Annotated in this window: 21 protein-coding genes and 1 rRNA gene; 5 read left to right on the top strand and 17 right to left on the bottom strand. The window is 71.1% G+C overall.

Going from position 1 to position 22606, the window contains the following annotated elements; genetic code table 11:
- The first annotated feature begins 41 nt into the window (after positions 1-41).
- Positions 42-1802 (top strand): arginine--tRNA ligase, encoded by a 1761-nt coding sequence (gene argS / locus AB0E14_RS14920; protein WP_362416536.1) that lies wholly within the window; start codon positions 42-44, stop codon positions 1800-1802.
- A gap of 132 nt (positions 1803-1934) precedes the next feature.
- Here the strand turns inward: argS and AB0E14_RS14925 are convergent, their stop codons facing one another.
- Together AB0E14_RS14925 and AB0E14_RS14930 are read right to left on the bottom strand one after the other, a co-directional pair.
- Positions 1935-3296 (bottom strand): helix-turn-helix transcriptional regulator, encoded by a 1362-nt coding sequence (locus AB0E14_RS14925; protein ID WP_362416539.1) that lies wholly within the window; start codon positions 3294-3296, stop codon positions 1935-1937.
- A 385-nt stretch (positions 3297-3681) separates the two neighbouring features.
- On the bottom strand, positions 3682-3951 hold the full coding sequence (locus AB0E14_RS14930) for a DUF1876 domain-containing protein (RefSeq protein WP_362416603.1): 270 nt from the start codon (positions 3949-3951) through the stop codon (positions 3682-3684).
- Between the two features lie 172 nt (positions 3952-4123).
- Here AB0E14_RS14930 and AB0E14_RS14935 point away from each other — a divergent pair, with 172 nt between their 5' ends.
- Positions 4124-5026 (top strand): NAD(P)-binding domain-containing protein, encoded by a 903-nt coding sequence (locus tag AB0E14_RS14935; RefSeq protein ID WP_362416542.1) that lies wholly within the window; start codon positions 4124-4126, stop codon positions 5024-5026.
- On the opposite strand, the gene hemB is transcribed toward AB0E14_RS14935, so the two are convergent.
- From hemB to AB0E14_RS14965, 6 genes are all read right to left on the bottom strand, one after another.
- A complete protein-coding gene (hemB, locus tag AB0E14_RS14940) occupies positions 5016-6023 on the bottom strand; it encodes a porphobilinogen synthase (protein WP_362416545.1) in 1008 nt (335 codons plus the stop codon). The two genes, AB0E14_RS14935 and hemB, sit on opposite strands and share 11 nt — an antisense overlap.
- A gap of 118 nt (positions 6024-6141) precedes the next feature.
- Positions 6142-7812 (bottom strand): uroporphyrinogen-III synthase, encoded by a 1671-nt coding sequence (locus AB0E14_RS14945; protein WP_362416548.1) that lies wholly within the window; start codon positions 7810-7812, stop codon positions 6142-6144.
- Positions 7809-8795, bottom strand: coding sequence for a hydroxymethylbilane synthase (hemC, locus tag AB0E14_RS14950; protein ID WP_362416551.1), 987 nt, complete (start codon positions 8793-8795; stop codon positions 7809-7811). Before hemC ends, AB0E14_RS14945 begins: the two co-directional genes overlap by 4 nt.
- Entirely contained in the window at positions 8792-10147 is a 1356-nt protein-coding gene (locus AB0E14_RS14955) for a glutamyl-tRNA reductase (protein ID WP_362416554.1), read from the bottom strand. Before AB0E14_RS14955 ends, hemC begins: the two co-directional genes overlap by 4 nt.
- Positions 10144-10935, bottom strand: coding sequence for a redox-sensing transcriptional repressor Rex (locus AB0E14_RS14960; RefSeq protein WP_362416557.1), 792 nt, complete (start codon positions 10933-10935; stop codon positions 10144-10146). The genes AB0E14_RS14955 and AB0E14_RS14960 overlap by 4 nt, the downstream gene beginning before the upstream one ends.
- A 272-nt stretch (positions 10936-11207) precedes the next feature.
- Entirely contained in the window at positions 11208-11489 is a 282-nt protein-coding gene (locus tag AB0E14_RS14965; RefSeq protein WP_362416560.1) for a glutaredoxin family protein, read from the bottom strand.
- A gap of 165 nt (positions 11490-11654) precedes the next feature.
- Between AB0E14_RS14965 and AB0E14_RS14970 the strand changes: the two genes are divergently transcribed.
- From AB0E14_RS14970 to AB0E14_RS14980, 3 genes are all read left to right on the top strand, one after another.
- Entirely contained in the window at positions 11655-12608 is a 954-nt protein-coding gene (locus tag AB0E14_RS14970) for an HAD-IB family hydrolase (RefSeq protein WP_362416563.1), read from the top strand.
- 449 nt (positions 12609-13057) lie between these two features.
- Positions 13058-13849 carry an ECF subfamily RNA polymerase sigma factor, BldN family gene (locus AB0E14_RS14975; protein ID WP_362416566.1) on the top strand — a complete coding sequence of 264 codons (792 nt, stop codon included), beginning with the start codon at positions 13058-13060 and terminating at the stop codon, positions 13847-13849.
- 323 nt (positions 13850-14172) lie between these two features.
- Complete coding sequence (locus tag AB0E14_RS14980) at positions 14173-15381, top strand: DUF5667 domain-containing protein (protein ID WP_362416569.1); 1209 nt, start codon at positions 14173-14175, stop codon at positions 15379-15381.
- A gap of 51 nt (positions 15382-15432) precedes the next feature.
- Here AB0E14_RS14980 and AB0E14_RS14985 read toward each other — a convergent pair whose 3' ends face one another.
- The 9 genes from AB0E14_RS14985 to rrf form a co-directional block, all read right to left on the bottom strand.
- Positions 15433-16509, bottom strand: coding sequence for a lysophospholipid acyltransferase family protein (locus AB0E14_RS14985; protein WP_362416572.1), 1077 nt, complete (start codon positions 16507-16509; stop codon positions 15433-15435).
- Between the two features lie 2 nt (positions 16510-16511).
- A complete protein-coding gene (locus AB0E14_RS14990) occupies positions 16512-17552 on the bottom strand; it encodes an NAD-dependent epimerase/dehydratase family protein (RefSeq protein ID WP_362416575.1) in 1041 nt (346 codons plus the stop codon).
- 218 nt (positions 17553-17770) lie between these two features.
- The gene (locus AB0E14_RS14995; protein ID WP_003948845.1) at positions 17771-17869 is read right to left on the bottom strand and encodes an AURKAIP1/COX24 domain-containing protein; all 99 of its coding nucleotides are present in this window, start codon (positions 17867-17869) and stop codon (positions 17771-17773) included.
- Between the two features lie 120 nt (positions 17870-17989).
- Positions 17990-18199, bottom strand: a complete 210-nt coding sequence (locus AB0E14_RS15000) for a helix-turn-helix domain-containing protein (protein WP_158988220.1) — start codon at positions 18197-18199, stop codon at positions 17990-17992.
- A gap of 128 nt (positions 18200-18327) precedes the next feature.
- Positions 18328-19143, bottom strand: coding sequence for a phosphatase (locus AB0E14_RS15005; protein WP_362416579.1), 816 nt, complete (start codon positions 19141-19143; stop codon positions 18328-18330).
- Between the two features lie 97 nt (positions 19144-19240).
- Positions 19241-20419 carry an acetoin utilization protein AcuC gene (locus tag AB0E14_RS15010; protein ID WP_362416582.1) on the bottom strand — a complete coding sequence of 393 codons (1179 nt, stop codon included), beginning with the start codon at positions 20417-20419 and terminating at the stop codon, positions 19241-19243.
- Positions 20388-21590 (bottom strand): MFS transporter, encoded by a 1203-nt coding sequence (locus tag AB0E14_RS15015; RefSeq protein ID WP_362416585.1) that lies wholly within the window; start codon positions 21588-21590, stop codon positions 20388-20390. Before AB0E14_RS15015 ends, AB0E14_RS15010 begins: the two co-directional genes overlap by 32 nt.
- Before the next feature lie 43 nt (positions 21591-21633).
- A complete protein-coding gene (locus AB0E14_RS15020) occupies positions 21634-22281 on the bottom strand; it encodes an HAD family hydrolase (RefSeq protein WP_362416588.1) in 648 nt (215 codons plus the stop codon).
- Positions 22282-22353: 72 nt separating this feature from the next.
- Positions 22354-22470, bottom strand: a 5S ribosomal RNA gene (gene rrf, locus AB0E14_RS15025).
- Positions 22471-22606 lie beyond the last annotated feature (136 nt).

Raw genomic sequence — 22606 nt, forward strand, 5'->3', positions numbered from 1 at the left:
GCGAAATAGCCCACCCGAACCACCGACAGGAACGGAAGCTCATGGCCTCGGTCCCTTCCCTCGCTTCGACCGTGCAGCAGCGTCTCGCGGAAGGTCTCTCGGCAGCCCTGCCGGAGGCCGGTTCCGCCGACCCGCTGCTGCGACGTAGCGACCGGGCCGACTTCCAGGCCAACGGCATCCTGGCGCTCGCGAAGCAGCTCAAGGGCAACCCGCGTGAGCTGGCGACGAAGGTCGTCGAGGGGATCCCGGCGAACGACGTGCTGAAGGAGATCGAGGTCTCGGGCCCCGGCTTCCTGAACATCACGGTCACCGACGAGGCGATCGTCAGGACCCTCGCCGCGCGTGCCCTCGACGACCGGCTCGGTGTGCCGTTCGCGGCGGACGCGGGCACGACGGTGATCGACTACGCGCAGCCGAACGTGGCCAAGGAGATGCACGTCGGCCACCTCCGGTCGGCCGTGATCGGCGCCGCGATGGTGGAGATCCTGGAGTTCACGGGCGAGAAGGTGGTCCGGCGCCACCACATCGGCGACTGGGGCACCCAGTTCGGCATGCTCATCCAGTACCTGGAGGAGCACCCGCACGAGCTGGACCACAAGGACGCCGAGGTGTCCGGCGAAGAGGCGATGTCGAACCTGGACCGCCTCTACAAGGCCGCGCGGAAGTTCTTCGACTCCGACGAGGAGTTCAAGACCCGGGCGCGCCGCCGGGTGGTCGACCTGCAGGCCGGGGACCCGCAGACGCTCGCCATGTGGCAGAAGTTCGTCGACGAGTCGAAGATCTACTTCTTCTCCGTCTTCGAGAAGCTGGACATGGACATCCGGGACCCCGACATCGTCGGCGAGTCGGGTTACAACGACATGCTGACGGAGACCTGCCGCATCCTGGAGGAGTCGGGCGTCGCCGTCCGCTCCAACGGCGCGCTGTGCGTGTTCTTCGACGACGTCAAGGGCCCGGACGGCAACCCGACGCCGCTGATCGTCCAGAAGTCCGACGGCGGTTTCGGCTACGCGGCGACGGACCTGTCGGCGATCCGTGACCGGGTGGGGAACCTGAAAGCGACGACCCTGCTGTACGTGGTCGACGCCCGGCAGTCCCTGCACTTCAAGATGGTCTTCGAGACGGCCCGCCGGGCCGGCTGGCTGAACGAGGACGTGAAGGCGGTCCAGCTGGCCTTCGGCACGGTGCTCGGCAAGGACGGCAAGCCGTTCAAGACCCGTGAGGGCGAGACGGTCCGGCTGGTGGACCTGCTGGACGAGGCGATCGACCGGGCCGCGTCCGTGGTCCGGGAGAAGGCTCGGGACCTGACCGAGGAAGAGATCGCCGAGCGGGGCGCCCAGGTGGGCATCGGCGCGGTCAAGTACGCGGACCTGTCGACGTCGGCGGCCCGGGACTACAAGTTCGACCTGGACCAGATGGTGTCGCTGAACGGCGACACGTCGGTGTACCTCCAGTACGCGTACGCGCGGATCAAGTCGATCTTCGGCAAGGCCGGCGACCGTACGCCGGTGGCCCACCCCGAGCTGGAGCTGGCCCCGGCGGAGCGCGCGCTCGGTCTGCACCTGGACCAGTTCGGCGAGACGGTGGCCGAGGCCGCCGCCGAGTACGCCCCGCACAAGCTGGCCGCGTACCTGTACCAGCTGGCGTCGCTGTACACGACGTTCTACGACCAGTGCCCGGTCATCAAGCCGGAGCCGCCGAAGGAGGTCGCGGAGAACCGTCTGTTCATCTGCGACCTGACGGCGCGCACGCTCCACCAGGGCATGGCTCTGCTGGGCATCCGGACGCCCGAGCGCCTCTGATCGCGAGGGCGCGGGAGGGCCGGCTGAGGAAGTCGGCCTGAGGAGTCGAAGGAAGGCCCCGGCACGGTCACCCGTGCCGGGGCCTTCCTCTGTGTGGGGTACGCCGGTGGCTGTGTGCGGTACGCCGGTGGCTCAGCCCGTGGCCCACTGGCCCGGGTCGTGCCGGTAGTCGTAGGTCGTCCGGCCCTCGACGGCGGTGGTACGGAAGGGCTTCCCGCCGTCGTCGACGCGGATGGTGCCGTGCTGTTCGCCGCTGCTCCAGTCGAGTTCCAGGTACCAGGCGGCGACGTGGCTCTCGGTGTGCACGTCGAGGTTCAGGACCTGGGGGTCGGTGGTGGACACCTTGTACGGGAAGTCCTTGGCGGGCACCCGGCGTTCGCCGTCGAGGCCCGCGACGGGCTTCGCGTACGGCGCCGATTCGTCGAGGTCGATGTCGAAGGTCTGGGGCGTGACGCCGCCGCCACAGCCGTCGCCCATGAAGTAGGCGTTCCCGGCGAGCGGTTCGGCGCGCTCGACCACGCGCACGTGCAGCGCGTTGATGACGACCGCCGCGTCGGTGCGGCCGGTCGCCGTGAGTTCCAGGTTCATGTGGCCGCCGTCGACGCCGCCGAGCGCGGTCGCCCAGCGCCGGGCGTCCTGCGGCGGGGGCGGCGGCGGGACCTGCTCGGGGGGCCGGCCGATCAGGTAGTGCTGCTGACAGGGTCCGGCCCAGTTGTAGGAGCTGATGCCGACGCTCAGGGGCGCGTCGGCGGCGCTCACCCGGGTCGGGGCCACGGGGGCACGCGAGGCCGTGGCGGAGGCGGAGGAGAGGCGCGAGGCGGTGGCGGAGGGGGAGGCCGAGGCTGTGGTGGGCGCCGAGGTGGCCGCCGACGGTCCCCCGCTCGACACGACGCTCCCTCCCGGCACGTCGGAGGGCCCGGCCGCGTTCCGCCCGGCGCCGTCGTCACCGGTCACCGACCGGCCGATCCCGTAGGCGACGGGCACGGCGAGCGCCACGACGGCGGCCGCGGCGAGGACCACGCGAAGCCGCTTGCGGGACCGGGCCCGTACGGCCTCGCCGGATTCTCCGTGTTCGCGGGGCCCGACCACGACCGCCTCGGCCTCGGCCTCGGCAGCCATCTCGACCTCGCCCACCTCCGGGGCCACGGTCTCCCCCGCCTCGGACGCGCCCGAAGCGGCTCCCGCAGCGGCTCCCGCAGCGGCATCCGGAGCGTCCGCAGCCGGCAGGGAAGCCCGCCGCCGCCTCGCCTCGTCGGCCAGGATCCAGAGGCGGTGGAGCTCGATCAGCTCGGGGCGCGTGGCCCCGCACAGCCGCCCGAGCCGCTCCACCGGCGCGAACTCCGCGGGGACGGCGTCCCCGTTGCAGTACCGGTGCAGTGTCGACGTACTCGTGTGGAGCTTCTTGGCCAACACCCCGTAACTGAGCCCGGATCGCTCCTTCAGCCCGCGTACGAACTCCGCGAATCCCTCGGTCTCCGTTGCCACCCGCCCCATCCCCCTCGTATCGCCGTCCCAGGAACGCGTTCCAGGGAGAGCGTGTAATCCCAGGTCACAGCAGGTGCAGGCGTTCCGGCTTCCCCTATTGTCCCGTGCCCGTTGCGGGCGCGCCGACGGGGTCAGCAAGGTGGGAGCCATGCCGACCGACCGCATCACGGACACCGTGGCCCTGGCGGTGCTGATCGCCTGTACGGCGATCGTCATCGCCCTCCTCAGCCGTCAATGATCACCGCCGCCGAACCACCGTCGTCGATCCACCACCGATGGCGAACCATCGAGGGACAACCGTCGATGGACAACCCTGGATGAACCCCGTGCGAGCGGCCCGCCCCGAAGACAGCCACGGGGGCGGGCCGCCCGTCACGAGTCGCCCCTCAGCCCCTCACCGGATCGGGCGGGACGTCCGTCCGGACACCTCGTCGATCTCCATGTGGGCCTTCTGGAGCAGTTGCGAGGCGAGATCCATGAGCGCGCGGGCGCCCGCGATCTCCTCGCCGACCCTCAGCTGCTCCGGGTCGGACGGGTGCCGCATGGCGTTGCCGTGGGCGCGGAACTCCGTGCCGTCGCCCAGCCGCACCATGGCGGCCGCCCTCGTCCGGTCGCCTTCTTCCTTGAACTCCATCTCGACGTGCCATCCCACGAGCGTGTGCATCATGAGGACCACCTCCTGAGTACTTCCAGGGTGCGCCGCCCGGCCCTCCCTTACCAACCGGTGCGTAGCTGACGAAAAAGTCGGTACTTGTGGGGCCGATCGCCCGGGAGAAGGATCGAATGCGAGCCGAGGAACGGCTCGCCCCTCCGTTTCCCAGCCCTGGAGCACACCCATGCCCGCACGGCCGTCCTCCCCCGCTCCCGCTCCGGCTCCCACCCCCGTCTCCGTCCTCGGCCTGGGAATGATGGGCTCGGCCCTCGCCTCGGCCTTCCTGCGGGCCGGCCATCCGGTGACCGTCTGGAACCGCTCGCCCGCGAAGACGGGCCCGCTGGTCGCCCAGGGCGCGCTGCCTGCGGCGACGCCCGCGGACGCGGTGGCGGCGAGTCCGCTCGTGGTCCTGTGCCTGCTGACGAACGACAACGTGGACGAGGTCCTCGACGGCCTCGACGGCGGCGCGGTCGCCGGAAAGACCCTGGTCAACCTCACCAACGGGACCCCGGAGCAGGCCCGCGCGCTGTCCGCCCGGGCCACGGCGCTCGGCGCGCGGTACGTCGACGGCGGCATCATGGCGGTCCCGCAGATGATCGCGAGCCCGGCGGCGTACGTCCTCTACAGCGGTGACGAGGAGGCGTACGAGACCCATCGGTCGACCCTGGCCGTGCTGGGCGGCACCCGGTGGACGGGTACGGACCCGGGCCTCGCCGCCCTGTACGACCTCGGTCTGCTCACGGGCATGTACGGCATGTTCACGGGTGTCGTGCAGGCGCTCGCCCTGGTCCGTACGGAGAACATCGGCGCCGAGGAGTACGCCGAGCTGCTCGTCCCGTGGATGACGGCGATGCTCGGCGGGGTTCCCGAGATCGCCAGGGCCGTCGACTCCGGAAGCCACCTCACGGACGTGTCCAGCCTGGCCGTGAGCCAGGCGGCGTTCCCGAACTTCCTCTCGACGTTCAGGGCCCAGGGGGTCAGCACCGAGCTGTTCGAGCCCTTCCAGGCCCTCCTGGACCGCGCGGTCGAGGAGGGCTACGCCGGGGACGGCGCGTCGCGCATGGTGGAGCTGCTGATCAAGCGGTGAAAGGGCGGCCGAGCTTCTGGGCGACCTCGGTGGCCCAGTAGGTGAGGATCATCTGCGCTCCGGCCCGGCGGATGCCGGTGAGGGTCTCCAGGATGGCCTTGTCGCGGTCGATCCAGCCCTTCTCGGCGGCGGCCTCGACCATCGCGTACTCGCCGCTGATCTGGTAGGCGGCGACCGGTACGTCCACGGCCTCGGCGACCTTGGCGAGCACGTCGAGGTAGGGGCCGGCGGGCTTCACCATCACCATGTCGGCCCCTTCCTCCAGGTCGAGCGCGAGTTCGCGCAGCGACTCCCGGAGGTTGGCCGGGTCCTGCTGGTAGGTCTTGCGGTCGCCCTGGAGGGAGGACCCGACGGCCTCGCGGAAGGGGCCGTAGAAGGCGGAGGAGTACTTCGCGGTGTACGCGAGGATCGACACGTCCTCCTTGCCGATGGTGTCCAGCGCGTCGCGGATGACTCCGACCTGGCCGTCCATCATCCCGGACGGTCCGACGACGTGGACGCCGGCGTCGGCCTGGACCTGGGCCATCTCGGCGTAACGTTCCAGCGTGGCGTCGTTGTCGACGCGGCCGTGCTCGTCCAGGACACCGCAGTGCCCGTGGTCGGTGTACTCGTCCAGGCAGAGGTCGGACATGATCACCAGGTCGTCGCCGACCTCGGCCTTCACGTCCCTGATGGCGACCTGCAGAATCCCGTCCGGGTCGGTGCCCGCCGTCCCGGCGCCGTCCTTCTTCTCGTCCTCGGGCACGCCGAAGAGCATGATCCCGGAGACCCCGGCCGCCAGCGCCTCCACGGCCGCCTTGCGCAGGGTGTCCCGCGTGTGCTGGACGACGCCGGGCATCGCGGTGATCGGCCGCGGCTCGGTGATCCCCTCGCGCACGAAGGCGGGCAGGATCAGGTCGGCCGGGCTCAGTCGCGTCTCGGCCACCATCCGGCGCATGGCGGGAGTCGTCCGCAGCCGCCGCGGCCGCGCCCCGGGAAAGGTTCCGTACGAGTTCATACGCCCGAGGCTACGCCCGCGCATGGACCGCTTTTGCCGACCCCTTGTGGGCATCCGCCCGCATACGCAGGGGGTGCGGGACCCCGAAAGGTCCCGCACCCCCTGCGTGTACGAGCTGTTACGTCGTCCGACGCCTCCGCGCGCCCGGCCGCCGCTCCGACGGGCGGGTCACCGGGTCGCCGGCCTCCAGGGCCGCGGCGCGCCGCCGCAGACCGAAGTCGGCGAGGGCCTCGGCGAGCTTGTGCACCGACGGCTCGGGCGACAGGACGTCGACCCGCAGCCCGTGCTCCTCCGCGGTCTTCGCGGTGGCGGGCCCGATGCAGGCGATGACGGTCACGTTGTGCGGCTTGCCGGCGATGCCGACGAGGTTGCGCACGGTCGAGGACGAGGTGAAGAGCACGGCGTCGAAGCCACCGCCCTTGATCGCCTCACGGGTGTCCGCCGGCGGCGGCGAGGCGCGCACGGTCCGGTAGGCGGTGACGTCGTCGACCTCCCAGCCGAGCTCGATGAGCCCGGCGACCAGGGTCTCGGTGGCGATGTCGGCCCGCGGCAGGAACACCCGGTCGATCGGGTCGAAGACGGGGTCGTACGGCGGCCAGTCCTCCAGGAGCCCGGCGGCGGACTGCTCACCGCTGGGCACCAGGTCCGGCTTCACACCGAAGTCGACGAGCGCCGCGGCCGTCTGCTCGCCCACCGCCGCGACCTTGATCCCGGCGAAGGCCCGGGCGTCGAGCCCGTACTCCTCGAACTTCTCCCGTACGGCCTTGACGGCGTTGACGGAGGTGAACGCGATCCACTCGTAGCGACCGGTCACGAGCCCCTTGACGGCCCGCTCCATCTGCTGCGGGGTCCGCGGCGGCTCGACGGCGATGGTCGGCACCTCGTGCGGCACCGCGCCGTAGCTGCGCAGCTGGTCGGAGAGCGACGCGGCCTGCTCCTTCGTGCGCGGCACGAGCACCCGCCAGCCGAAGAGCGGCTTGGACTCGAACCAGGCCAGCTGGTCCCGCTGCGCCGGGGCGCTGCGCTCGCCGACCACGGCTATCACCGGCCGGTGGCCCTCGGGCGAGGGGAGCACCTTGCCCTGCTTGAAGACCTGGGCGATGGTGCCGAGCGTCGCGGTCCAGGTCCGCTGCCGGGTGGTGGTGCCGCCGATGGTCACGGTGAGCGGGGTGTCCGGCTTACGGCCAGCCGCCACCAGTTCACCGGCCGCAGCGGCCACCGCGTCGAGCGTCGTGGAGACGACGACGGTGCCGTCCGAGGCGCCGACCTCGGTCCAGCAGCGGTCGTCGGCGGTACGGGCGTCCACGAAGCGCACGTCGGTGCCCTGCGCGTCGCGCAGCGGGACACCGGCGTAAGCGGGGACGCCGACGGCCGTGGCGACGCCGGGGACGACCTCGAAGGGGATGCCCTCGGAGGCGCAGGCGAGCATCTCCTGACCTGCGTTTCCGTCGAGGCCGGGGTCGCCGGTCACCGCACGGACGACCCGCTTGCCGCCGCGTGCGGCCTCCATGACAAGATTGGTCGCATCCCTCAACACGGGGACTCCGGCGGCTGTTGACGCCTCGTCAACAACTGTCAGCTCAGGCGTGCTCACCCCCGCGCGTGCATGGCACCGGACGACTTCGAGCACCTCGGGCTCGGCGATCAGTACGTCCGCGCCGGCGAGGGCTTCGACGGCCCGGAGTGTCAGCAGTCCGGGGTCGCCGGGTCCGGCGCCGAGGAAGGTGACGCTCCCGTGTCCGAAGACGGCCGCGGGCGCGGGGCTGGTGGTCGGGCTGGTGGGGCTCAAAGTGCTCGCTCCCCCATAAGACCGGCCGCACCCTTGGCGAGCATCTCGTCCGCGAGTTCGCGTCCGAGCGCCATCGCCTCGTCGTGCGACGCGGGTACGGGACCGGTGGTGGACAGCTGCACCAGCGTCGAGCCGTCGGTGGTGCCGACGACGCCGCGCAGGCGCATTTCGGTGACAATCTGCCCGCGGCCGGAATCCTCGGCCAGCAGGTCGGCCAGCGCACCCACGGGTGCGGAGCAGCCGGCCTCCAGGGCGGCGAGCAGGGAACGCTCGGCGGTCACGGCGGCCCGGGTGAGCGGGTCGTCGAGCACGGCGAGCGCGGCGACGAGGTCGGCGTCGGACGCCGGGCACTCGATCGCGAGGGCCCCCTGGCCGGGGGCGGGCAGGACGGAGTCGACCGACAGGTGGTCGAGCGACAGGGAGCCGGTGAGCTCCGCCGTCCCGCCGATGCGGTTGAGGCCGGCCGCGGCGAGAACCACCGCGTCCAGTTCCCCACCGCGTACGTATCCGACGCGGGTGTCGATGTTCCCGCGGATCGGCACGGTCTCGATGGTCAGCCCGTGGCTGCGCGCGTACGCGTTGAGCTGGGCGGTCCGGCGCGGCGAACCGGTGCCGATCCGGGCGCCCTCGGGCAGCGTGTCGAGCGTGCGGCCGGCGCAGGCGACGAGCACGTCGCGCGGGTCCTCACGCTCGGGGATGGCGGCCAGCACCAGGTCGGGGTGCTGGGCCGTCGGAAGGTCCTTCAGGGAGTGGACGGCGAAGTCCACCTCGCCGGCCAGGAGCGCGTCGCGCAGGGCGGCGACGAACACGCCGGTGCCGCCGATCTGCGCGAGGTGCTCACGGGAGACGTCCCCGTACGTCGTGATCTCCACGAGCTCGACGGACCGGCCGGTCGCGCGCCGGACGGCGTCGGCCACCTGCCCGGACTGGGCCATGGCGAGCTTGCTGCGCCTGGTCCCGAGCCTCAGTGCCCTCTCGGTCATACTCGCCCTCGGTTCTTGACGTCGGCGTCATTCAGGTCGGCCCGGGAGACGGAGGCGACCGTCTCCGGGTCGAGGTCGAAGAGTGTCCGCAGCGCGTCGGCGTACCCGGCGCCGCCGGGCTCGCTCGCCAGCTGCTTGACCCGCACGGTCGGCGCGTGCAGGAGCTTGTCGACCACGCGGCGCACGGTCTGGGTGATCTCGGCGCGCTGCTTGTCGTCGAGGTCGGGCAGGCGCCCTTCGAGGCGGGCGACCTCACCGGCGACGACGTCGGCGGCCATGGTCCGCAGCGCGACGACGGTCGGGGTGATGTGCGCGGCGCGCTGGGCGGCGCCGAAGGCGGCCACCTCGTCGGAGACGATGGAGCGGACCTGGTCGACGTCGGCGGCCATCGGCGCGTCGGCGGAGGCCTCGGCGAGCGATTCGATGTCGACGAGCCGGACGCCCGGCATGCGGTGGGCGGCGGCGTCGATGTCGCGGGGCATGGCGAGGTCGAGCAGGGCGAGCGGGGCCGTACGGCCCGCCATGGCGGTCTCGACGGCGTCGCCGGTCAGGACCAGCCCGGTGGCTCCGGTGCAGGAGACGACGATGTCGGCACGTGTCAGTTCGTCGCCGACGGCAACCATCTCGACCGCCCGGGCGGCGACGCCCGTGGATCCGGGCTCGGTGAGGATCTGGACGAGCCGTTCGGCGCGGGCGGCCGTGCGGTTGGCGATCACGATCTCGGAGACGCCGACGCGCGCGAGGGTGGCGGCGGCGAGGGAGGACATCGAACCGGCGCCGATGACCAGCGCCCGCTTGCCCTTGGCCCAGCTGTCGACGTCCGGTCCGCCGGCCAGCTGCTCCAGGCCGAAGGTGACGAGCGACTGCCCGGCCCGGTCGATCCCGGTCTCGCTGTGGGCGCGCTTGCCGACCCGCAGCGCCTGCTGGAACAGGTCGTTGAGGAGCCGGCCCGCGGTGTGCAGGTCCTGGCCGAGGGCGAGGGCGTCCTTGATCTGGCCGAGGATCTGGCCCTCGCCGACGACCATGGAGTCGAGCCCGCAGGCCACCGAGAAGAGGTGGTGGACGGCCCGGTCCTCGTAGTGCACGTACAGGTAGGGGGTGAGCTCTTCCAGTCCGACGCCGCTGTGCTGGGAGAGGAGCGTGGACAGCTCGGCGACGCCCGCGTGGAACTTGTCCACGTCGGCGTAGAGCTCGATGCGGTTGCAGGTGGCGAGGACGGCGCCCTCGGCGGCCGGTTCGGCGGCGAGGGTGTCCTGCAGCAGCTTGGCCTGGGTGTCCGCGGCGAGCGAGGCCCGCTCCAGGACGGAGACGGGTGCGCTGCGGTGGCTGAGGCCGACGACGAGGAGGCTCATGCGGGCATCACCGCGGGGACGTCCCCGTCGGGTCCCTTGCGACCGGTGTTCCGGGGCTGGCTCTCGGCCGCCGTGGGCAGCGGCACGGGCGGCGCCGGTGCGGCGGTGGCCTCGGCCTCCGCCTCCTCGCCGGCCTTGCGCTGCTCGTGGAAGGCGAGGATCTGCAGCTCGATGGAGAGGTCGACCTTGCGCACGTCCACGCCGTCGGGCACGGAGAGCACGGTCGGGGCGAAGTTCAGGATGGAGGTGACTCCGGCGGCCACCAGCCGGTCGCAGACCTGCTGGGCGACGCCCGCGGGGGTCGCGATGACACCGATGGAGACGCCGTCCTCCTCGATGATCTTCTCGAGGTCGTCGCTGTGCTGGACGGGGATCCCGGCGACGGGCTTGCCGGTCATCGCGGGGTCGGCGTCGATCAGCGCGGCGACGCGGAAGCCGCGGGAGGCGAAGCCGCCGTAGCCGGCGAGCGCGGCACCGAGGTTACCGATACCGACGATGACGACGGGCCAGTCCTGCGTCAGGCCGAGCTCACGCGAGATCTGGTACACGAGGTACTCGACGTCGTAGCCGACGCCGCGCGTCCCGTACGAGCCGAGGTAGCTGAAGTCCTTGCGCAGCTTCGCGGAGTTGACGCCCGCGGCGGCGGCGAGCTCCTCGGAGGAGACCGTGGGTACGGAGCGCTCCGACAGTGCGGTGAGCGCACGCAGATACAGCGGAAGCCGGGCGACGGTGGCCTCGGGAATTCCTCGGCTACGGGTCGCCGGTCGGTGAGTTCGGCCAGTTGCCACGGTGCTCCTGCGGGATGAGCGGGGCTGCAGGCGGCCGTGTGTCCCAAGACCGCCCCGTCGAATGCAGGCTATGTCTTTGTGAACGCGTGCACAAAGATGGTGTCCGTTTTGTCCGGCCAAAGTGACCGGGGTCACGCGACAGGATCGCGCCAGGACGGAACCGCGGAGCGCGTCAGCCCGTTGAGTACCCGAAGGGCGCAAAACCGCACACTCTCCTCACGACCACGCCCCCAAAGCCCAACAAAACGTCCACGATGGTAGCCGTCTTCGCGTCAGCCACCCAGTTCACGGCGGAGCCGCCCGGCGTCCACACGCCAGAAGGTGTGCTGCTCGCCGTCGACCAGGACCACCGGAATCTGCTCCCAGTACGCCCGGTACAGCTCCTCGTCCTGGGTGATGTCCTTCTCCTCCCAGCGCGCCCCCGTCTCGGCGCAGACGGCCTCGATCACGGCCCGGGCGTCGTCGCAGAGATGGCAGCCCGGCTTCCCGATCAGCGTCACCGTCCGCACGGCGGCGTCGGCGGCGGGGGTGTTCTTCTTCGCTCGTCCAAACATGCCGCCCATTCTGCGCCGCGCCCGGCGCGACCCCCGGCCTCCACGGCCGGGACCCCTGTCTCCAGCTTGCCCCCATTGTCCGTTTAACAGGAGAGTCGCGGAGTGTTCACGCCTCGGCATCCCGGGAGGTCGGGAAGTACCGAACAGACTGGCTATGCTCACGACATGGCCGCAATGGGATGGCTCACCCCCCGTAGGCGCTCCGCCACCGCGCGCAGCGTTCTGGCAGGCGAGGCCGCCGCCGAGGCGGCGCGCAAGACCTCGCAACAGCTCGAAGCGGAACGGGAGACGGCGCGCGCGGCCGAGAAGCCGCCGAAGCCCGCCGAGCCCGAGTTCCCCGTGGCGGGGGACGCCGAGGCAGCCGCCTTCTTCGACCTCGACAACACCGTGATGCAGGGCGCCGCGATCTTCCACTTCGGCCGCGGCCTGTACAAGCGGAAGTTCTTCCAGCGCCGCGAACTGGCCCGGTTCGCCTGGCAGCAGGCGTGGTTCCGGCTGGCCGGCGTCGAGGACCCCGAGCACATGCAGGACGCCCGCGACAGCGCGCTGTCCATCGTCAAGGGCCACCGCGTCTCCGAGCTGATGTCCATCGGCGAGGAGATCTACGACGAGTACATGGCCGACCGCATCTGGCCCGGCACCCGCGCGCTCGCCCAGGCCCACCTCGACGCCGGCCAGAAGGTCTGGCTCGTCACCGCCGCGCCCGTCGAGACGGCCACGATCATCGCCCGGCGCCTCGGCCTGACCGGCGCGCTCGGCACGGTCGCCGAGTCCGTCGACGGCGTCTACACCGGCAAGCTCGTCGGCGAACCGCTGCACGGACCCGCCAAGGCGGAGGCCGTGCGCGCGCTGGCCGCCGCCGAGGGCCTGGACCTCAACCGCTGCGCGGCGTACAGCGACTCGCACAACGACATCCCGATGCTCTCCCTGGTCGGGCACCCGTACGCCATCAACCCGGACACCAAGCTGCGCAAGCACGCCAAGGCCCGCGACTGGCGGCTGCGGGACTACCGGACCGGCCGCAAGGCCGCCAAGGTCGGCATCCCCGCCGCGGCGGGAGTCGGCGCGCTCGCGGGCGGCACGGCCGCCGCGGTCGCCCTGCACCGCCGGCGCCGCTGAGGCAGGGTCCACCCCACGGGAAGGCAGCGGCCCGCACGGCGTGACGGGCTGCTGCCGATACGTTTCGGCTGCGATCATCTCCGACAACCCGGGACCAACACCCCTCACCCGTGCGTGGTCGAACACGACCGCACAGGTCGACTCCCGCGCATTCGCGGCTCCTTACCCCGCAGCGGCGCGGATCACTCCCCGCCTTAGCACTTGAGCACAACAGAGCGTGCGCGCAGTCACACTCGGAAGCAATACGATCAACAATCGGTCACGAAGCGCGATCGATCCCGCCCACAAGCAGTAACCAATGCGACGGAATCGATGATTTGAGCAACTGGGTGTAGCGCTGCCTGTACGAAGCGTTATTCTCCTCAGACGCACAACGGAACCCACACGTCGCCACGACGAGTGAACGGTCCCGCACTGCACGTGATGGAAGCTCTGCCTCTGGGAGTCCCGTGTACCCACACGTCGGGGTTGACGCCTCGGGCCTGGCTACGCTGCGCGCAACGGTCCTCGACCAGTTGCGCGGCTTCGTCCCCACCGCGTACGCCGTCCCTGTCCCCGCCTTTGCCTTCGCCGCACCGGCACCCGCCGGTCCCTGCTATGCCCTCGCCGAGAGCGGAGCCGCTGTCGGCAGAAGGGGCAGCCGCGGCGGCACCGGAACCTCGACCGCCGCCCGCCGCCCCACCGCCGACAGCGACAGCGCGCGCATGATGGACCTCGTCGAGCGCGCCCAGGCCGGTGAGGCCGAGGCCTTCGGCCGGCTGTACGACCAGTACAGCGACACCGTCTACCGCTACATCTACTACCGCGTCGGCGGCAAGGCGACGGCGGAGGACCTCACCAGCGAGACGTTCCTGCGCGCCCTGCGCCGGATCTCCACCTTCACCTGGCAGGGCCGCGACTTCGGCGCCTGGCTGGTGACCATCGCCCGCAACCTGGTCGCCGACCACTTCAAGTCGAGCCGCTTCCGCCTCGAAGTGACCACCGGCGAGATGCTCGACGCCAACGAGGTCGAGCGCAGCCCCGAGGACTCGGTCCTGGAGTCCCTCTCCAACGCCGCGCTCCTCGACGCCGTCCGCCGGCTCAACCCCCAGCAGCAGGAGTGCGTGACCCTGCGCTTCCTGCAGGGCCTCTCGGTCGCCGAGACCGCCCGGGTCATGGGCAAGAACGAGGGTGCGATCAAGACCCTCCAGTACCGGGCCGTGCGCACCCTGGCACGCCTGCTCCCGGACGACGCCCGCTGAGACCCGTTCCGCGCCCCCGCACGCGCCCCCCCACCGACCGCGTCGCGCCCCCACCCCACCCTCCCACGCCCCTTTTCTCCACCCTCCCCCCACGTCCCCCCTACCCCCGCCCAACTCACAGTCGGTGACGCCTCGATGACGCACTGGTCCGATCATCTTTCGCGCGTAACCCAAGTGCCGCGCCGCTCGTTGTGCGGGATGCAGGCTCCCTGTGGTCACGCCATGCCCACAGCCACTCACTCTTTCGTGTGGATGTGTTCAAGGTGTGCAACCTTCCGGACACCCCGGGGAGTCGACCGTCATGACGAGAGGAGGTGCCGCCAGTGATCGCGAACGTATCGGCGCACCGGCGGGCGAACGCCTTCGCCCAGGCCCTGGACGATCGGACGCCCGAGGACGCGACGGCCGAGCAGCCCGAGGTCTCGGCCGAACCGGCCGAACAAGGGCGGCTGTTGGCCCTGGCGAACGGACTCGGCGAGCTGCCGAAGCCGGAACTGGACCCCGAGGTCAAGGTGGTGCAACGGGCGCAGCTCGTCGCCGCCATGGAAGCGATGCTCGCGGAGGGGAGCGCAGCCGCGGGCCCTACGGTGCCGGAGCAGCGGACGTCGAGCGGGCGGGGTGCCCACAGGGCCTCCCCGCTCCGGAAATTGCGCCCCCGCTCCCGCTGGTCGAAGGGGATCGCCGCGGGCGGGCTCACGGTCGGTGTGGCCGCGGGCGCTTTCAGCGGTGTGGCCGCTGCGAGTTCCGACGCCCTCCCCGGTGACTCGCTCTACGGGCTGAAGCGTGGCATGGAAGACATCAAGCTCGGGATGGCGGACGACGACGCCGACCGGGGCGGGATCTACCTGGACCAGGCATCGACCCGGCTCAGCGAGGCCCGCAGGCTCATGGAGCGCGGCCGCGCCGGCGACCTCGACCACGAGTCGCTCAGCGAGATCCGGCGCGTTCTCGGCGGCATGAAGCACGACGCCTCCGAGGGCCACCGGCTGCTGCGCCAGGCGTACCAACGGGACGGCGAGATCGGCCCGATGGCCCGGCTCAACTCCTTCGCCCAGGCCCATCGCTCCACCTGGATCGGCCTGCGCGACCGCCTGCCGGTCCAGCTCACCGACGTCGGCAACGAGGTCAACGACGTCTTCGTCGCCATAGACGAAGAGGTCGAGCCGCTCCAGGGCATGCTCCCGCGCACCCCGGAGAAGGGCGCCGTCGACAGCGGAGGCGCCGCCACCCCGCAGGACACCCCGCGGACGCACACCCAGCGCCCGCCGTCCTCCCCCGCCGCCCCCACCGCAGGCGGCGAAGGGTCCACGCGGCCCCAGCCCTCGGGCAGCGGCCCGGGCACGAGCTCGCCGGAGAACGACGGCCTGCTCGGCGGAAACACCGGTGGGCTCCTCGACCAGGCACCGACGGGCGGCACACAGCCGACCCCCTCGGGCAGCCAGTCGACGCCCCCGATGCCGGACGTCACCCTGCCGCCGCTGCTGCCGGGCCTGCTCCCCGGCCTCGGCATCGACAGCGAGGACGCCCGCTAGAACACGGCGGGTGCCCCCTTCACCGGAAGGGGGCACCCGCCGTGTCGCGTCTCAGAAGAAGACGGACCTCCGCTGCACCAGCAGCTTGTACAGCGTGTGCTGGATCTGCTCCCGGACCTGATCGGTCAGGTTGAACATCAGCATCGGATCCTCCGCCGCCTCCGGCGGATAGCCGTCCGTCATGATCGGCTCGCCGAACTGGATCGTCCACTTCGTCGGCAGCGGCAGCGCACCCAGCGGCCCCAGCCAGGGGAACGTCGGCGTGATCGGGAAGTACGGGAAGCCGAGCACACGCGCCAGCGTCTTGGCGTTGCCGAGCATCGGGTAGATCTCCTCCGCGCCCACGATCGAGCACGGCACGATCGGCACCCCGGCCCGCAGCGCCGTCGACACGAACCCGCCCCGGCCGAAGCGCTGGAGCTTGTACCGCTCGCTGAACGGCTTCCCGATCCCCTTGAAGCCCTCCGGCATGACGCCGACGATCTCCCCGGCCCGCAGCAGCCGCTCCGCGTCCTCCGCGCACGCCAGCGTGTGCCCGGCCTTGCGGGCCAGCTCGTTGACGACCGGCAGCATGAAGACCAGGTCCGCCGCGAGCAGCCGCAGATGACGGCCCGCCGGATGGTTGTCGTGCACGGCGACCTGCATCATCAGGCCGTCCAGCGGCAACGTCCCCGAGTGGTTCGCCACCACCAGGGCGCCGCCCTCGGCGGGGATGTTCTCCACGCCCTTCACATCCACCCGGAAGTACTTCTCCGCGAGCGGCCGCACGAGCGACATCAGGACCTGGTCGGTGAGCTCCTTGTCGTAGCCGAACTCGTCGACCTCGTACTCACCCGTCACCCGCCGCCGCAGAAACGCGAGCCCGCCCGCGAGCCGCCGCTCCCACGCGTCCCGGCGCCCCACGGAATCCGAGGAGTCCCCAACAGCGCCGGCCGTGGCACCGCTGCCACCCTCGTCGGCGGCCTGAAGGGGCTCCACCGGGCCCACGGCCCGAGCGGGGCTCTCCTCCGGCCCGTGCTGCCCCGGCAGAGCCCGCACGGCGGCGTCCCCGGTGGCTGCCCTGCCCAGCCGTCCCCGGCGCGTCCGGGACCGGTCGTCGTCGAACGGAATGACCTTGGCGTCCGCCATCGTTACCTGGGCTCCTTCTGATCCAGCCGGGCAGCGACCCGGTCCACGGCCCCCGCGAGCTTCTCCGGCGGCAGCAACCCCGGCCCCCTGCTGCGGACGAAGTCCGCGAACGTCTCGGCCGTCGTGTACCGGGGGTCGAATCCGAGCGTCTCGCGCATCTGGACCGTGGAGACCACCCGGCCATGGGTGAGGAGCCGGATCTGCTCAGGCGAGAAGTCGGTCACCCCGACCGTACGCAGCGCCGAACCCACCCAGGTGACCGCCGGCAGCAGCACCGGCACCGTCGGCCGCCCCAGCCGCCGCGCGCACTGCGACAGCAGCAGCACCCCGTCCCCGGCCACATTGAAGGTGCCGCTGTTCAGCGTCGCCCGGCGCGGCTCACCCGCCGCCAGGTGCAGCACGTCGACCACGTCGTCCTCGTGGACGAACTGCAGCCTCGGGTCGTAGCCGAAGACGGTCGGCATGACCGGCAGCGACAGGTACTCCCCGAGCGGGGAGTCCACCCGCGGCCCCAGGATGTTCGCGAACCGCAGCACGCACACGGCCACGTCCGGCCGGCGCCGCGCGAAGCCCCGGACGTACCCCTCGACCTCGACGGCGTCCTTGGCGAAGCCACCGCTCGGCAGCGACTTCGCCGGGGTGGTCTCGGTGAACACGGCCGGGTCCCGGGGCGCGGAGCCGTAGACGCTCGTACTGGACTTGATCACCAGCCGCCCGATCCGCGGCGACTTCTGGCACGCGCCGAGCAGCTGCATGGTGCCGATGACGTTGGTCTCCTTGATGGACGTCCGGCCGCCGGCGCCCAGCGCCGTCCCCGTGACGTCCATGTGGACCACCGTGTCCACCTCGTGCTCCGCGAGCACCTTGGCGATGGCCGGCTGCCGGATGTCCGCCCGTACGAAGGTGGCCCCACCGAGATCGTGCGGCGGCGCGACCGCGTCGACCGCGATCACCCGCTCCACGTCGGGATCCCGCTGGAGGCGCCGTACGAAACGGCCTCCGAGATGCCGGGCCGCACCGGTGACGAGCACGACCTTGCCCAAGATCAGCGCCTTCCGTCGGTTCTCCGTCGGTACGGGCCTCCGGATGCTCCCTCGAGGCCCTGTGCGCCACCGTAGCGCCTCGGTGTTGCGCCGCGATGACCGCCGTGGGCAACGGTAAGGAACCCGACCCGAAAACCCCACGAAAAAAGCGTGGCCCCGCACCGATTCCGGTACGGGGCCACGCTCGACGCACAAACAGCCGTCGTTACAGCCGTCGCTTACTTCTTGTTGCGACGCTGAACGCGGGTGCGCTTGAGCAGCTTGCGGTGCTTCTTCTTGGCCATCCGCTTGCGCCGCTTCTTGATAACAGAGCCCACGACTACCCTCGCTCACTTCTTCTCACTCGGTGCGGGGCGTCTGGGCCCACACGACCTACGTCGGCCTAGCCTACCGGCCCGAGCGCCGAGCTTGTAATCCGAGGGGTTCACAAGCTCCGGCTAGGCCGTCTCCACCCCCACGAAAGACTCCCTGAGGTACTCGTGAACCGCCTGTTCCGGGACCCGGAAGGACCTGCCCACCCGAATCGCCGGCAGATGACCGCTGTGCACCAAGCGGTACACGGTCATCTTCGACACACGCATCACCGAGGCGACCTCCGCCACGGTAAGAAACTTGACCTCGTTGAGAGGCCTATCGCCAGCAGCCATGACCCACCTGTACCTTCCGCACACGACGCCCACCGGCTTCCCCTCCGGTGACCCTGCGTCGCTGTGCGCTCACGCTCCAGACTAGGGGCGTGTGGTACGAGTGGGGAAGAGGAGCAGCCATCGGCCGTTTACCGTGACAGACACGCTCGATTGAGTACATAGCGAGTGAGCGGCCGGTAGTGGTCGGGGCACACCCCGTCGTCAAGCGGAACGGCCACCGAGACCTGCCCCTCGGCCTCCCCGACGAACAGCGCGGGATCGTCCGTGTCAGCCAGCCCGATGGCCTCGATACCCAGCTGACCTGCACCGCAGACCCAACCGTGATCCCCGATGACCAGTTCCGGAAGCGGCCAGCCGTCCTCCACGACCCCCTCCAGAGCGGCCCTAACCGGCAGCGGCGAGTGGGTGTGCGCCCCCGTCTCACGCCCCGTTCCCGGCAGACCGGGTTCTCGCACCAACGCCACACCGCGCGCGTAGTCGAGGATGTACGTGCGTAGACCGAACCGGGTCGTTATGTCGACACATCGCCCCTGCGCGGGGGTGAGGACAAGACATCCCACCGCCGACAGAGCGTCTGCGAGCGCTGCGTAGAAGCCCAGCAATCGGTGCGGATGTCCGGTCCCGATCAGCACCGGAGCCCGCCGCCCGGCCGCCTCGCCGAGACGCTCCGCGAACGCCTCCAACGCGTTCAACGTCCGTTCCGGATCGATGACATCGGGCCCCGAGCGGTGCGCCGGATCCCCCGACACCCCGCACTTGTCGGCCATCAGCCGCAGCAAGTCTCCCTCGCCCCAACCCCATTCGGGGTTGAGACCCAGCATCACCCGTGGATCCCGCGCGGCGAAGAGCCGATAACTGCGCAGGCTCTCCTCCCGCGAGGTCGCCACCGTCCCGGCCAACCCCGCCGCCAACAGATGCGCCCGCAGCGCCCCGGTACTCAGCACCTCTCGATGCTGCCGCAGCCCGCCTGACGACGGGCCAAAACCCGTCCGAGACCCCACAGTCGGCGTAACCGCGCGACCCGCGGCCCGGACCCCCGTGCTACGCCAGCAGCCCCCGCAGCGGGAACGACGCCCGCCGCGTCGCGAGGACCGCCTGGTCGAGCCGGTCGGCGGGGTCGTACCCCTCCTCCCAGTCCCGCCAGCCCACCGGCCACCGGCCGTCCGTCATCCGCACCGGCCCCGGCTGCCGCGTCCGCGCGTACACCAGGTCCCGCCACGACGACGGGATCTCCGACTCGGGCTCGATCTCGGCGTGCCCGGCGATCCCCACCAGGTGCGTCCACGACCGCGGTACGACATCCACCACCGCGTACCCGCCGCCACCCAGCGCGACCCACTTACCGCCGTCCACGTGCGCGTGGGCCAGCTCGTGGCAGGCGACCTGCACCGCCCGCTGCGCGTCCAGCGACACCGCCAGATGCGCCAACGGGTCCTCGAAATGCGTGTCCGCCCCGTGCTGGGTCACCAGGACCTGCGGCCGGAAGTCCGCGAGCAGCTCCGGTACGACCGCGTGGAAGGCCCGCAGCCACCCCGCGTCCCCGGTCCCCGCCGGCAGCGCCACGTTCACCGCCGAACCCTCACCGGCCCCGGCCGCGCCCGTCTCCTCCGGCCACCCGGTCTGCGGGAACAGCGTCCGCGGGTGCTCGTGCAGCGAGATCGTCAGGACCCTCGGGTCCTCCCAGAACGCCGCCTGCACCCCGTCCCCGTGGTGCACGTCCACGTCCACGTACGCCACCCGCTCCGCACCCAGCTCCAACAGCCGGGCGATGGCCAGCGACGCGTCGTTGTAGATGCAGAACCCGGACGCGGACCCCGGCATCGCGTGGTGCAGCCCGCCCGCGAAGTTCACCGCGTGCGCGGCCTCACCGCGCCACACCGCCTCCGCCGCCCCCACCGACTGCCCCGCGATCAGCGCGGACGCCTCGTGCATTCCGGAGAACGCCGGATCATCGACCGTACCGAGCCCGTACGCCTGGTCCGCGGCCCTCGGGTTCGCCGAGGCGGCCCGCACGGCGGCCACGTAGTCCTCGCGGTGCACGAGCCGCAGCGTCGAATCACCGGCCGGCTTCGCCGCCACCACGTCCACGGCACGGTCGAGCTCGTACGCCCGCACCAGACCCATGGTCAGCGCGAGCCGAACCGGATCCATCGGGTGCTGGGACCCGAAGTCGTACTGGGTGACAGCTTCATCCCACATCAACAGTGCGCGGCCGCTCATGCCCGCCACCGTATCGGGCCGCCCGAGAACCGAACGACGTGGCGTACACCACCGTCACCAGGACCAGCACCATCGGCACGAGCATCGCCCCCCGATAGCTCCACGCGTCCCCGAGCGCCCCGACCAGCGGGGAGCCGATCAGGAACCCCACGTAGTTGAAGACGTTCAGCCGTGCGACCGCCGCGTCGCTCGCCCCCGGGAAGAGCCGCCCGGCCGCCGCGAACGTCTGCGGCACGATCACGCTCAGCCCGAGCCCCAGGACGGTGAACCCGACCATCCCCACCCAGGCCCCCGGCGCCACGGCGACCACCGCGAACCCCATCGCCGCCAGGACCGCCCCACCCCGCACCACGGCGACCGCACCCAGCCGGCGCACGCCGAAGTCGCCCACGGCCCGCCCGAGGAGCGTGGTGACCATGTACGCGTTGTACGGCACCGTCGCCAGCTCCTCCGAGCTCCCGAGCACGTCCTGCAGGTACTTGGCACTCCAGTTGGAGACGGTCGAGTCCCCTATGTACGCGAAGGTCATCACGAGACAGAGCGGCAGCAGCAGCTTGAAGGCGACCCCTCCGCCCTCCCCCTCGCCGAGATCGACGGCAGCAGGCGCCACATCCCCACCGAAGTACCACCGACCGCCCACGAACGCGGCCGGCAGCAGCGTCGCCACGACCGGCAGGTACGACACGAACAGCGGCAGGTCCCAGTGCGCCCCGGCCCAGGCGAGGGAAGCCCCCGCGATCCCGCCCAGGCTGTACGCGGCGTGGAACCCGAGCATGATGGACCGCCCGTACGCCCGCTGCAGGCTCACCCCCAGCATGTTCATGGACGCGTCCAGGGCGCCGACCGCGAGCCCGAACACCCCGAGGGCGAGGGCGGCCTGCCACAGCTGGTCCCCCGCCCCCACGGCGAGCAGCGCGAGCAGGACGAGCGGCTGGGCCCACCGCAGCACCACCCCCGGCCCCACCCGCGCCACGACCTTCTCTGTGGCCACACTGGACACACCGGCAAGGATCGGAACGGCGGCGAGGAAGAGGGGCAGCAGCCCGTCGGAGATCCCGTACCGGTCCTGGATGGCCGGTATTCGGGTCACCAGGAGCGCGAACGTCACTCCCTGTACGAAGAAACTGAACGCGAGGGATCCCCGCCCACGCCGCAACCGCGCATCCGTCATGGCCGCACAGAGTAGGCCCCGCCTCTACCCGTGGGTAGATGGATCACAGACCCAAAATCGCCGGAAGCTCGTCCATCCCGCCGAAGAACCCGGTGGCGCCGGCCAGCTTCTCCTCGGACGTCATCGCGGTGAACCCGTACACGTCCATCCCGGCGGCCACCGCCGCCTGGACCCCGAGCCGACTGTCCTCGACGACCACGCACCGCTCCGGCGCGACCCCCATCCGCGCGGCGGCATGAAGGAAGAGGTCGGGCGCCGGCTTGCCCCGCCCGACGTCCTGGGCGCTGAAGATGTTCTCGTCCCGGAACCAGGCGTCGAGCCCGGTCTTCCGGTGCCCGACCCGGATCCGCTCATGGGACCCGGAGGACGCGAGACAGTAGGGAACGCGGGCGTCGACGAGCTGCTTCAGCACGTCGGTCACCCCGACGACGGCCTCCAACTCCCGTTCGAAGGCGGCGAACGTACGGGCGTGCAGGGTCGCGTCGAAGTCCGCGGGCAGCCGCTGCCCGGTCCGCTCCCCGATCAGGTCGTGCACGCGATGGACGGCGGCGCCCATGTAGTCGCGCAGGGAGTCCTCGTAGGAGGTGGGGTGCCCGAGCTCGGTCAGATAGCCGGCCAGGATGGCGTTGGCGACGGGCTCACTGTCGACGAGCACACCGTCGTTGTCGAAGACGACCAGGTCATAGCGCATGCCACAACGATAATTGGCCGTGAACGCAGAAAAGCCCCGCACCAGATGGTGCGGGGCTTTCCCACAATGATTGTTCGGCGGCGTCCTACTCTCCCACAGGGTCCCCCCTGCAGTACCATCGGCGCTGAAAGGCTTAGCTTCCGGGTTCGGAATGTAACCGGGCGTTTCCCTAACGCTATGACCACCGAAACACTATGAAGTTGACCAACCGGGCATAATCACGGTCGTTACTTCAGAACTAACACAGTGGACGCGAGCAACTGAGGACAAGCCCTCGGCCTATTAGTACCGGTCAGCTCCACCCATTACTGGGCTTCCACATCCG

The organism is Streptomyces sp. NPDC047981, from assembly GCF_040653315.1.
GTDB lineage: Bacteria > Actinomycetota > Actinomycetes > Streptomycetales > Streptomycetaceae > Streptomyces.

Bases quoted from the DNA above. Each gene is read 5' to 3' on its own strand.
- argS (WP_362416536.1), top strand. From the start codon at position 42: ATGGCCTCGGTCCCTTCCCTCGCTTCGACCGTGCAGCAGCGTCTCGCG.
- AB0E14_RS14925 (WP_362416539.1), bottom strand. From the start codon at position 3,296: ATGGGGCGGGTGGCAACGGAGACCGAGGGATTCGCGGAGTTCGTACGC.
- AB0E14_RS14930 (WP_362416603.1), bottom strand. From the start codon at position 3,951: ATGCACACGCTCGTGGGATGGCACGTCGAGATGGAGTTCAAGGAAGAA.
- AB0E14_RS14935 (WP_362416542.1), top strand. From the start codon at position 4,124: ATGCCCGCACGGCCGTCCTCCCCCGCTCCCGCTCCGGCTCCCACCCCC.
- hemB (WP_362416545.1), bottom strand. From the start codon at position 6,023: ATGAACTCGTACGGAACCTTTCCCGGGGCGCGGCCGCGGCGGCTGCGG.
- hemC (WP_362416551.1), bottom strand. From the start codon at position 8,795: ATGACCGAGAGGGCACTGAGGCTCGGGACCAGGCGCAGCAAGCTCGCC.
- AB0E14_RS14955 (WP_362416554.1), bottom strand. From the start codon at position 10,147: ATGAGCCTCCTCGTCGTCGGCCTCAGCCACCGCAGCGCACCCGTCTCC.
- AB0E14_RS14965 (WP_362416560.1), bottom strand. From the start codon at position 11,489: ATGTTTGGACGAGCGAAGAAGAACACCCCCGCCGCCGACGCCGCCGTG.
- AB0E14_RS14970 (WP_362416563.1), top strand. From the start codon at position 11,655: ATGGCCGCAATGGGATGGCTCACCCCCCGTAGGCGCTCCGCCACCGCG.
- AB0E14_RS14985 (WP_362416572.1), bottom strand. From the start codon at position 16,509: ATGGCGGACGCCAAGGTCATTCCGTTCGACGACGACCGGTCCCGGACG.
- AB0E14_RS15000 (WP_158988220.1), bottom strand. From the start codon at position 18,199: ATGGCTGCTGGCGATAGGCCTCTCAACGAGGTCAAGTTTCTTACCGTG.
- AB0E14_RS15010 (WP_362416582.1), bottom strand. From the start codon at position 20,419: ATGAGCGGCCGCGCACTGTTGATGTGGGATGAAGCTGTCACCCAGTAC.
- AB0E14_RS15015 (WP_362416585.1), bottom strand. From the start codon at position 21,590: ATGACGGATGCGCGGTTGCGGCGTGGGCGGGGATCCCTCGCGTTCAGT.
- AB0E14_RS15020 (WP_362416588.1), bottom strand. From the start codon at position 22,281: ATGCGCTATGACCTGGTCGTCTTCGACAACGACGGTGTGCTCGTCGAC.